Raw genomic sequence first — 10,798 nt, 5'->3', positions numbered from 1 at the left:
CTACAGTGATAACATCCTTGTTAAATTGTTTATATCTGAACTAGTCCATACAGAAGACTCCTTTTTGTTAAAATTATACTCTAACTTCAACTTTGCAACAGAACCGAAGGCATCGTATTAGGGGGCTCACGTGCAAGAGGCACCCATACAGAAAATTCTGATATAGATATCGGAATCTATTACAATTCAGACTCATTTGACCTGACAGCGATTAATCAAATTGCTACAGAATTGGATGATAAAAATAGAAACAACCTTGTTGTGCCTCCCGGAGCGTGGGTGATTGGATTAATGGCGGCGGATGGTTATTTATAAATGGGTATCATGTTGACTTGATTTTACGTGATATAAAACGGGTAGAACAAATAATCAAAGATACGGAGCAAGGAATTGTTACTGCCAATTATCAGACCGGGCATCCCCATGGTTATATAAGTGCAATGTATCGTGGAGAATTAGCGATTAGTAAAATACTATATGCTAAGAACGAAAGCTTATGCGAATTAAAAAAGCAGGCAGAAATTTACCCTACTGCTCTAAAGAAAAGCTTGATGAACTTTTTTATATTTGAAGCTGAATTCTCTTTAATGTTTGTAAAAGCAAATGCGGGGGTAGAGGATAAATATTATATTGCAGGCCATGTTTTTCGTATTATTTCATGCTTAAATCAAGTACTATTTGCATGTAATAATGCTTATTGTATCAACGAAAAGAAAGCTATAAAACTGCTTGAAACTTTTGAATATAAACCTGAAAAATATACCGAGAAGGTAAATCATATTTTTGAAGTACTCGGTATCTCACTTTTTGAATGCTACGATATGACCGAGAAACTTTATAAAGAAGTGAATGAAATTGTATCGGAGATAAATAACTTTTTAAACGAGGAGAGTTCAGATGAAAGAAAACAAATATGATGATAATATATTTTTTCAAAAATACAGTCAAATGAGTCGCTCGCAGAAAGGACTGGCTGGTGCGGGAGAATGGGAGACTTTGAAAAAGATGCTACCTGATTTTAAGGGTAAGCGTGTGCTTGATTTAGGATGCGGCTATGGATGGCACTGTATATATGCGATGGAAAACGGTGCTTCCTCTGTAGTAGGTGTTGATATTTCTCATAAAATGCTCGAAGTAGCAAAAGGAAAAACCCATTTTCCACAGATTGAATATGAATGCTGTGCCATAGAAGATGTGGATTTCCCAGAGGAGAGCTTTGATGTAATACTAAGTTCGCTTGCGTTTCATTATGTAGCAGACTATGAGAATTTAATAAAAAAGATATATAGGATGCTGAAGGCTGGTGGCAATTTAGTTTTTACAGTTGAACATCCTGTTTTTACTGCTCATGGAACACAAGACTGGTATTATAACGAAAAAGGAGAAATACTGCATTTCCCGGTGGACAATTATTATTATGAGGGCAAACGGACAGCTATGTTTTTGGAAGAAAAGGTTACAAAATATCATAGAACACTGACCACATATCTAAATACACTGCTTTCAAATAGTTTTATAATAAATCAGATTGTGGAGCCACAGCCGCCAGAGAACATGATGGATATTCCGGGGATGGCGGATGAAATGCGACGCCCAATGATGCTGATTGTATCGGCAAAAAAGAAGATGTAATAATATAGAAAAAATAAACGAGGAGTATGTAAATGAGATCAGAAAAAGAAATGATGGATTTAGTACTTTCTTTAGCAGAACAGGATGAACGTATTCGAATTGTGACCCTTGAGGGGTCACGCGCAAATATTAATATACCTAAAGATGAATTTCAGGATTATGATATTACATATTTTGTAAGTGATATAGAACCGTTTATATCTAATGATGACTGGCTTAATCAATTTGGGAATATAATAATGATGCAAAAGCCGGAGGATATGGAATTATTCCCACCTGAAGAAAAGGGATTTTCCTATCTTATGCTATTTGATGATTACAATAAAATTGATCTTACCTTATTGCCCTTGGAAGAGTTAGATAATTACCTAAAGGGCGATAAATTAATAAAGGTTCTAATTGATAAAGATTGTAGAATTAAAAGGGACATAGTTCCGACTGATATAGATTATCATGTAAGAAAGCCAAGCGCAAGGGAGTATGATGATTGCTGCAATGAATTTTGGAATGTAACACCTTATGTTATTAAAGGATTGTGCCGCAAAGAGATACTGTTTGCAATCGATCATCTGAACCAGATTCTACGGTTTGAACTACTTAGGATGATGTCGTGGAAGGTTGGGATAAAGACAGAATTTTCATTAAGTGTTGGGAAAAATTATAAGTATATTAACAAATACATTGATGAAGATCTATGGAATAGATTATTATCTACATATCGCATGGATTCCTATGAAAATATTTGGAAGTCATTATTTATATGCCACCAATTGTTCAGGGAAGTGTCCAAAGAGGTAGCAGAACTACTGGGGTTTGATTATCCAGAGTATGGTAAGAACATAACAAGATATACCGAGGACATGTATAAAAAATATGTTGAAAATGACTATTTTTAAAGATTAGCAAAGATTATTAACCATAAGCAAGGGGTGTAAATGTATGGAAAGTACTGATGTTATAAATGAAATTAGAGGTATATTACCTCGTAACTCAATTGGAAAATATGATTTACTAACTATTTTTACACATAAAACCGTTTTTGATAAAATTGTAAAAGTACTATCATTGGATTTTCAAAATAAAGTAGATTATGTGGCTGCCCCAGAAGCAATTGGATGGATACTAGGCACTGCCATAGCCAAAGAACTTGGAGTGGGGTTTATTGGAGTAAGAAAAGGTGATAAGCTGCCATACGCAAAAGAAGAGATTATTTCGACACATTTTACCGACTATTCAGGTCAAGATAAAAGCTTTGAAATATCTAAGAGTTCTATTGTGAGGAACAAAAGAGTTTTGATTGTAGATGATTGGATAGAGACAGGTTCTCAAATGAAGGCTTTAATAGCTTTGTTAGAGAAATTGGATTGCAGCATTATTGGGTTGGCTACTATTGGGATTGATATAAATGAGGTTACTCAAAAATGGATAGACAGCAGTTTTGTAGCTTATATTGGCTCAAACATATAATAAACCGAAAGAAAATCTTGAATCAAAATTTTGGATGGCGTTAATTTACAATACAACGAAAGATGTTTACTCTTTTTTTATAAATTTTAAGAGGCGTTAAAAAACAGTTTTCAGACGAAAGGAGATCGAAGTTGAGTATAGATTTAAGTAACAAAAAAATTCCGAAAGAAGCAATTCAAGCATTAAAAACTATAGCGGAACTACTTGATAATATGTTAATTGGGGTGTATTTGTATGGTTCGGCAGTAATGGGTGGTTTACGTATGAATAGCGATGTAGATATTTTGGTAATAACAAATCAAAGTTTATCTGAAAAAACTCGAAGGAATCTTACAAATAGGTTAATGCTTATATCTGGGAAAATAGGAAACATAAAAGATATGAGGCCTCTTGAAGTTACGGTCATAAATCAAAAGGATATTGTCCCTTGGCATTTCCCCCCCAAATATGAATTTATGTATGGCGAGTGGCTAAGAGAGCAGTTTGAAAAGGGAGAAATTCCTGAGTCGACTTATGATCCGGATTTAGCAATACTTTTAGCACAACTAAGAAAAAATAGTATTAACCTTTTGGGACCAAAGGCAACAGAAGTAATTGAGCCTGTGCCAATGACAGATATTCGAAAAGCAATTAAAGAATCGTTGCCCGGGTTGATAGCTAGCATTAACGGTGACGAACGCAATGTGATTTTAACTTTAGCCAGAATGTGGCTGACAGCATCTACTGGTGAAATTCGCTCAAAAGATCTGGCAGCTGAATGGGCGATACCTCAATTACCCGATGAGCATGCTACTTTACTCAACAAAGCGAGAGAGGCTTATTTAGGAGAGTGTGTTGACAAGTGGGAAGGAATGGAATCTGAGGTGGCTGAACTCGTTAATCATATGAAAAAGTCTATAGAGTCTTCCCTTAATATCCAATTACCTTTTCGAATAGTTTAAATATAACAAAGACTAGTTGTTAATGTGCATTATTGATTGCTTCGATATGTTCCCCCATATATCAGTTTCTTAAAAAATAATCAAAATACCGTTGATACGTTCCCGCGAACGAAAGGGTTAAAAATCAGCTTAAGACATCAATGCCATCAACTAGAGCCACGTTGAGACGTGTGTTTTATTGTCCCACAAAAGTGCAGACGATTTTATCAGTGTAAAAATGGAGTACGCAGACGACCGAAAAATCCAGCCAGATCGTATCACCTACAGGCTTATTCAGGAGTATATCGAAGAAAAGTACGGCTTCAAAGTTCACACTGCAAACATTGCAGAGGTCAAAAGAAACTTAGGCCTGCCGATGTACGACGCACCAAACGCAGTTGAAGAACTAAAACGCCCATATAAACCAGCACCAGAATATAAAGTAGAAGCTATTAAAGACGCATTAAGGCACTTCAAGGTCATAGATTAAAGTAAAGTACCCTTTCAGCAGATCATTACTGTTGAGAGGGTCTTACTTTTTCAGAAGCCGGCCAATGTAAGGATAGCCCTACAAGATTGCGGGTCTTTCTCTTCGAGCCATGTTTCCAGATTGCTTATAGCGATATCCTTTTGAATATGGATGCTCTCTTCAAATCGATATTCGATTGCACATGTAAGGATATCAACAGGTTCATCAAGAACCTTACCGCCAAGAACTGGGTATTCGTCAATTACAATCCAGTCAGGTGGGAGACCATCAAAGAGAGCCTGCGGATACAATTCCCTAAAGTGAATCTCAATTTCCATAGCTTCGATCTCACCTTGTTCTTTATCTGGGTAACAAGTGGCATAAGATACATCGAAGCCTCTAGTGAGCAGCATCTGAACGACATTGATGAGTTCAATATCAACAGGAATGGTCTTATCGGCGCATTTACAACAAGGCTTCGACCAAATTTCACTGTATAGCTCTAAACATCGTGGACACATCGTCATCATACAATCACTTCCTTCACCAGTTTATAGAAAGTAGTTCTTTTAAGATTAAGTGCCTGCATAGTTGCAGTTGCAGTTTGCTCGCCAGTGCGGTGATATTTACCGCCGGGTACACTGGAATAACCGAGGTTACAAGTCTATTGTTTGGAGATGCGTCAGCCGTTTGGAGGAAAAAGGATCTGAATGTACTGCCCCTACCATAAACGAGGAAACATTGCAGACAGCAGTGGTCAAGGCTATTAACGAACTTTTGGCTAACAAAGAACCCTTCCTCCAGGCGTTGCAGAAAAACATAGCTACTATACTTAATGAAGAAAATGATAATGCCACCAATGATATTGATAGCAAATTGGAAGAATTACAACAACAGCTTCTTATCCAAGCAAAATCCAAGAATGACTATGAAGATGTGGCTGATGAAATCTACCACCTTCGAGAATTGAAGCAAAATGCACTTGTTGAAAATGCAGAGCGTGAAGGAAAAAGGCAACGAATCGCTGAAATGACTGATTTCTTTAATGAACAATCCTGTGAGTTAGAGGAATATGATGAGCAGTTAGTAAGGAGGCTTATAGAAAAAGTTACGGTATTTCATGATAAGTTCGCCGTTGAATTCAAATCAGGAGTCGAGATTGATGTAGAAGGGTAATCTTTAGAAAGAGAACAGAAGAATTATATTGGATTTTTAAAGATAATATGATATAATAAAACGACTTGGAGGTGGAAGAATGTATAACTTTTCTTGCTAATTATATGATGCATAATAAGATATTTAAAGAAACGGCTATAGAACCGTTTGTTTTGTTATGCAAATTGCAAGAAAGTTAAGTATTCTACACTCAATAATACATTACAGTAACCTTATGTTATGTATAACAAAAGGTAATAATAGTATTTGTTTTTGAGCCGTAAGAATTTACTTTCTTGCGGCTTTTAATATTTGTAAAAGAAAGGAAGATAAACGTGATAGACAATGATACTATGTCATTCATGACAAAATCCTTGCAGAGTTGGATAACATTATAGAGTAATTAATGCCGAAAACCGACTTTGCTTATAAAATTTTTATAATGTAAAGGAGGAAGAAATATATGTCCTTAATAAATGTTTCAAATCTAACTTTTTCATATGAAGGAAGTTATGACAATATTTTTGAAAATGTAAGTTTTCAGATAGATACAGATTGGAAACTCGGTTTTATTGGAAGAAACGGACGCGGTAAAACTACTTTCTTAAATTTACTGCTTGGCAAATATGCGTATTCCGGCAATATAAGTTCTACAGTTAAGTTTGAGTATTTTCCTTATGATGTGGAAGATAAGAGTCTATATACAATTGAAGTAATGAAGAGTATTTGTACGGAATGTATGGATTGGGAGATTTTTCGTGAAATATCATTGCTTGATGTTCAAGAAGATGCTTTATATCGTCCGTTTAATACATTGTCAAATGGTGAGCAAACGAAGGTCCTTCTTGCAGCTTTATTCCTTACAGCGAGTTGTTTCCTGCTTATTGATGAACCTACAAACCATCTTGACATCGATGCACGTAATGTAGTGCAAAACTATTTGAAACGCAAGAAGGGGTTTATTTTGGTATCTCATGATAGAAGCTTACTTGATCAATGTGTTGACCATATACTATCTATCAATAAAACGAATATCGAAATCCAAAAGGGAAATTTTACTTCTTGGTGGGAGAACAAAACGTTACAAGATAATTTTGAACTGGCAGAAAACAAGAAACTCCTTAAAGAAATAGGAAGGTTGTCTTATGCAGCAAAACGTAGTTCAAACTGGTCAAATAAAGTAGAAAAAAGTAAATATGGAACAACAAATTCTGGTTCAAAACTGGATAAGGGTTATGTTGGACATAAGGCTGCAAAAGCGATGAAACGTGCCAAAAATATTGAGTCAAGACATCAGGAAGCCGTTTTACAAAAATCAGAACTGCTCCACAACATTGAACAATATGATGACTTAAAAATTTCACCACTTGAATTTCACAAAGAGTGCTTAATAGAAGCGAATGATTTATCATTGTCTTATGGAGATAAAGAAGTATGCAGTAATCTTAATTTCAGAGTCAATATTGGTGATAGAGTTGCCATTATCGGAAAAAATGGGAGTGGTAAGTCTAGTATCCTAAAATTGATTAATGGAGATGATATTAAATTTACCGGAAATTTTATGCTAGCAAGTGGACTAAAAATTTCTTATATTTCGCAAGATACTTCATATTTAAAAGGTAATCTATCTGAATTTGCCTATAATAATAAGATCGATGAAACTCTATTTAAAACGATTCTTCGTAAACTGGATTTTAATAGAGAGCAGTTTGATAAGAACATGGTGGATTTTAGTGCTGGTCAGAAAAAGAAAGTACTAATTGCTAAAAGCCTTTGTGAAAGTGCACATTTGTATATATGGGATGAGCCATTGAACTATATTGATATTTTTTCACGTATCCAAATTGAAAAAATGATTTTGGAATATTGTCCTACACTATTGTTTGTGGAGCATGATGATGCTTTTTGCAATAACATTTGTACGAAAAATATTAATTTAGGTTTGTAGAGATTTTGAGTTGCCACAATAACTAAAAGATATTTACATGAAAGGGTGAAGAAATGTTAAAACAAAAAGAATTAATTGCAAACGTTAAGAATCTTACTGAGTCAGATGAACGAATTACAGCTTGTATGATGTATGGATCGTTTACCAAAGGAGAAGGTGACCAATACTCTGATATAGAGTTCTATATATTTTTGAAAGATAGTATAACCTCGAACTTTGATTCATCCAACTGGTTGTTTGACGTAGCTCCGTACTTGATGCTTTATAAAAATGAGTACGGAACAGAGGTAGTTATTTTTGATAATCTTATACGTGGGGAATTTCATTTCCTTTCTGAAAAAGATATGAACATAATCCCCTCGTTTAAAGATTCAGGTTATATTCCTGATACGAAGGCTATGCTTATTTACGATGAAACAGGGCAATTAGAAAATTATTTATCAGAGATAAGTGGTGCAAGACCAAATAGACTTACTGAAGAAAATGCTAATTTTTTGTTGTGTAATTTCTCTAATCTATGGTTGATGGGAATCAACGTTCTAAAAAGAGGAGAATATGCTCGTTCATTAGAACTCTTATCACAACTTCAAAAAAATACACTACAACTTATACGTATGGCAGAAAAAAATGCTGATAATTGGCTAAACATGAGTAAAAACCTTGAAAAAGAAATTAGCCTTGAAAATTATAAAAAATTTGCAAAGACCACTGCTCGATTAGATAAGGTAGAATTATTTGAAGCCTATAAAAATTCTTTGCTATTAGTTATGGATTTGCAAAGTCACCTTATTGAACAATACAACTTAAAAGTTACACATGACATTTTAGAAAGATTGTTGAATTACATTAGTGAATAGGAGAGTAACGTTATTCACAGTATTGGGTACTGAAAATTAACAGCATACCTCAGTTTTTCAAAAAACAGCGAAGCCTATGGATATGTTCCCGTCTACCGATAGTGCAAAAAGTGTCGTGGATATGTTTCCGAGAACGGACATACACAAATGACATTCATTCTGTCCTCTCAATCCATATTGAATGTGTGACTGTTTTAAGTAAGTAAGGAAAACATAAAAAAACGGGCTCTTTGTCAAATCGGACTGATGAGACAAATATTGAAGATGATGAATTTGAGAATTTTCTCAAATTCATCATCTTTTTTTAGTTATTCAATTGTGACAAGGTCGTTTATCATAAAAATTCTTATCTTCATATTACTAAAAGATTTGAAGCCATAAGATACTCTTTTTAATATCTTAATATGAGTATTTTTAGCTTCTATTTTTCCGTTAGAATACTTATACGTTAAGCATTACGAATCCCTTCTTCATAATTAATCAGATTTTCAATCTTCTGTTTAAATAGTGGATCTAAGGTAGTCGGTAAGTTCTTTAATAAATCAAAAAATGAGTCTGGATCTTTATTTCTAAAGTGATAGGTTAATAATTGAAACACGCCATAGGCTTCTTTTAAGTCTGTAGAAAATGATAAAAGACGATCAATCATCATTGATTCTGTTAGAGGGGGAAACTTAGGTGAAGGAAAGCTTCTCCAATTTTTATATTCTGAACTAGAAACAGTCATTTGATTCTTTAATAGGTATTTCCAATTTACTTTTAGCTTATTGGCTTCAGAACGCTGGTGATTCTTTATTAATGCTTTCATTTCCCTGACTCTAAAGTCATTAAAAGCTTGGTTTAAGTGTTTAACGATATGAAACCTATCAATGACTAAAGCTGCACAAGGAAAGATTTTTTTAGTTAACTGAAAATAAGCCGCATTCATATCTGTCACTAGAAATTTTACCTGTTCTCGTTTCTCCTTGGGAGAACGATTGAAGTAATTCATTAGTTTATCAAGTCTACGACTAGGAAGAACATCAACCAGTTCACCGGTTTCACCATTGGCACAAATAAAACTCATTTTATCTTCATAGGTGGCATGAGATCTGAATTCATCAACCATTAGAACTTTTGGAAAAGAGCGTGGTTTAAGCGTTTCAGGTAAATGTTTTTCAACAGATTTAAGGACCCTTATAACGGTTGTGAGTGATACATGACATATCTTAGCGATAACGGTCATTGATATTTTTTGAGTTAATAATTCTAGTATTCTAAATGTCATGAATCGACTAATAAAACAATTTTCTTCAACGATAGAACATTGAGTTGTCCAATGTTGATGGCAGTTTTTACAAAAATATCGTTGTTTTTTTAGCTTTAAAATAGTTGGAATATTTTGATATGATTCCAAACGAATTGTCACTTCTTTTTTCCCATTTTTTACAATGGTTTTCTTTTCATCTGCATCGTTCGCATGAGACTGACAATACTTACAGGCCGTAAGCTTAGGTGAGTAGGTACCAGTGATAATTAATGTGTTCACACCTTTGTATTTTCCTTCTTCAACACAAGTTAAATTTAAATCTTTCTTTAATTCGCAACATTTTTTTGATATGATTAGTCATGACATGTCGTCCTTTCTATTTAAGATTTTGGTTGGTACTTTAATTTTACTAGATAGACGACATGCTTTTCTACTTAAATAAACTAAAATAGAACTGATGAATCAAAAAATGATTCATCAGTTCTATAAATTATAGAGCCTGAATTTATCCGCAAAAACAAATTCCGCACCTTAGAATATGATGATAAGCTTGTAAGGAAGATAATCCAGAGCGTTACAGTGTATGAAGACCACTTCGTCATAGTCTTCAAATCTGGCATCGAAATGGAAATATAAAAACCCAAAGTAAATAGCCCATGACTCTACAGTAGAGTTGTGGGTTTTCTTTTGCTTGCTGATTATAATAATATTTTAATAACTATTGTGTTTATCAATCAAATGGTTTACAATATTCTTAGCGTAAACTTGGAGGTGCTGTATGACTACGGCAGAAATGATTAAAGAACTGTGTGAGCAAATGAATATAAGTGTTTCCGAACTTGCTAGACGTATTGGCCAGACTCCACAGAATTTCAATAAAAAATTACAACGAGAAACAGTAACCTTGGATGAGTTGAAGGCCATTGCTGATGTGCTAGGTGTCAAGTTTGTGCAGGCATTTATTTTACCAGATGGAGAAGAAATAAAAATATCTAACGAATAAAGGAGGATGTTTATATGGTAGGTAATGTTATTCAAATAGTAACAGAGAAATTATCATCTTTGCCTTTTATAGAAGGCATGGTTCTGTTGCAAAGTAAA

Annotated in this window: 12 protein-coding genes and 1 pseudogene; 11 read left to right on the top strand and 2 right to left on the bottom strand. The window is 34.2% G+C overall.

Features of this window, described 5'->3' with window-relative positions:
• The first annotated feature begins 111 nt into the window (after window positions 1-111).
• The 7 genes from KA883_RS13750 (at window position 112) to KA883_RS12620 (ending at window position 4,509) form a co-directional block, all read left to right on the top strand.
• The gene (locus tag KA883_RS13750; RefSeq protein ID WP_481906487.1) at window positions 112-315 is read left to right on the top strand and encodes a nucleotidyltransferase domain-containing protein; all 204 of its coding nucleotides are present in this window, start codon (window positions 112-114) and stop codon (window positions 313-315) included.
• Window positions 276-917, top strand: a complete 642-nt coding sequence (locus KA883_RS12645) for a nucleotidyltransferase domain-containing protein (protein ID WP_481906486.1) — start codon at window positions 276-278, stop codon at window positions 915-917. Before KA883_RS13750 ends, KA883_RS12645 begins: the two co-directional genes overlap by 40 nt.
• Window positions 898-1,632 carry a class I SAM-dependent methyltransferase gene (locus KA883_RS12640; RefSeq protein WP_000662263.1) on the top strand — a complete coding sequence of 245 codons (735 nt, stop codon included), beginning with the start codon at window positions 898-900 and terminating at the stop codon, window positions 1,630-1,632. Before KA883_RS12645 ends, KA883_RS12640 begins: the two co-directional genes overlap by 20 nt.
• A 32-nt stretch (window positions 1,633-1,664) precedes the next feature.
• Entirely contained in the window at window positions 1,665-2,528 is an 864-nt protein-coding gene (locus tag KA883_RS12635; RefSeq protein WP_002294505.1) for an aminoglycoside nucleotidyltransferase ANT(6)-Ia, read from the top strand.
• Between the two features lie 43 nt (window positions 2,529-2,571).
• Window positions 2,572-3,099: a phosphoribosyltransferase family protein gene (locus KA883_RS12630; RefSeq protein WP_002294507.1), complete on the top strand. Its 528-nt coding sequence runs from the start codon at window positions 2,572-2,574 to the stop codon at window positions 3,097-3,099.
• A gap of 131 nt (window positions 3,100-3,230) precedes the next feature.
• Window positions 3,231-4,040: an ANT(9) family aminoglycoside nucleotidyltransferase Spw gene (locus KA883_RS12625; RefSeq protein ID WP_002294509.1), complete on the top strand. Its 810-nt coding sequence runs from the start codon at window positions 3,231-3,233 to the stop codon at window positions 4,038-4,040.
• A gap of 178 nt (window positions 4,041-4,218) precedes the next feature.
• Entirely contained in the window at window positions 4,219-4,509 is a 291-nt protein-coding gene (locus tag KA883_RS12620; protein WP_010733534.1) for a hypothetical protein, read from the top strand.
• A gap of 50 nt (window positions 4,510-4,559) precedes the next feature.
• Here KA883_RS12620 and KA883_RS12615 read toward each other — a convergent pair whose 3' ends face one another.
• Complete coding sequence (locus KA883_RS12615; protein WP_002325145.1) at window positions 4,560-5,018, bottom strand: hypothetical protein; 459 nt, start codon at window positions 5,016-5,018, stop codon at window positions 4,560-4,562.
• A 61-nt stretch (window positions 5,019-5,079) separates the two neighbouring features.
• Here KA883_RS12615 and KA883_RS12610 point away from each other — a divergent pair, with 61 nt between their 5' ends.
• The 3 genes from KA883_RS12610 (at window position 5,080) to lnu(B) (ending at window position 8,448) form a co-directional block, all read left to right on the top strand.
• On the top strand, window positions 5,080-5,664 hold the full coding sequence (locus KA883_RS12610) for a recombinase zinc beta ribbon domain-containing protein (protein WP_002294511.1): 585 nt from the start codon (window positions 5,080-5,082) through the stop codon (window positions 5,662-5,664).
• A 442-nt stretch (window positions 5,665-6,106) separates the two neighbouring features.
• Window positions 6,107-7,591, top strand: a complete 1,485-nt coding sequence (lsa(E), locus tag KA883_RS12605) for an ABC-F type ribosomal protection protein Lsa(E) (protein ID WP_002294513.1) — start codon at window positions 6,107-6,109, stop codon at window positions 7,589-7,591.
• 53 nt (window positions 7,592-7,644) lie between these two features.
• Window positions 7,645-8,448 (top strand): lincosamide nucleotidyltransferase Lnu(B), encoded by an 804-nt coding sequence (lnu(B), locus tag KA883_RS12600; RefSeq protein WP_002294514.1) that lies wholly within the window; start codon window positions 7,645-7,647, stop codon window positions 8,446-8,448.
• Window positions 8,449-8,756: 308 nt separating this feature from the next.
• Here lnu(B) and KA883_RS12595 read toward each other — a convergent pair.
• Window positions 8,757-10,058: pseudogene (locus KA883_RS12595) on the bottom strand (ISL3 family transposase).
• Between the two features lie 417 nt (window positions 10,059-10,475).
• On the opposite strand from KA883_RS12595, the gene KA883_RS12585 reads away from it, so the two are divergent.
• Window positions 10,476-10,700 carry a helix-turn-helix domain-containing protein gene (locus KA883_RS12585; protein WP_000205227.1) on the top strand — a complete coding sequence of 75 codons (225 nt, stop codon included), beginning with the start codon at window positions 10,476-10,478 and terminating at the stop codon, window positions 10,698-10,700.
• Window positions 10,701-10,798 lie beyond the last annotated feature (98 nt).

Source organism: Staphylococcus sp. GDY8P54P (genome assembly GCF_017892645.1).
GTDB lineage: Bacteria > Bacillota > Bacilli > Staphylococcales > Staphylococcaceae > Staphylococcus > Staphylococcus ureilyticus.
Note: the sequence above shows the minus strand (reverse complement) of the source record. Positions and strands in the feature narration are given on the sequence as shown.

What these genes read in the sequence shown, in the direction of transcription:
- KA883_RS12635 (WP_002294505.1), top strand. Translation starts at nt 1,665, where the DNA reads ATGAGATCAGAAAAAGAAATGATGGATTTAGTACTTTCTTTAGCAGAA.
- KA883_RS12630 (WP_002294507.1), top strand. Translation starts at nt 2,572, where the DNA reads ATGGAAAGTACTGATGTTATAAATGAAATTAGAGGTATATTACCTCGT.
- KA883_RS12585 (WP_000205227.1), top strand. Translation starts at nt 10,476, where the DNA reads ATGACTACGGCAGAAATGATTAAAGAACTGTGTGAGCAAATGAATATA.
- KA883_RS12640 (WP_000662263.1), top strand. Translation starts at nt 898, where the DNA reads ATGAAAGAAAACAAATATGATGATAATATATTTTTTCAAAAATACAGT.
- KA883_RS12615 (WP_002325145.1), bottom strand. Translation starts at nt 5,018, where the DNA reads ATGATGACGATGTGTCCACGATGTTTAGAGCTATACAGTGAAATTTGG.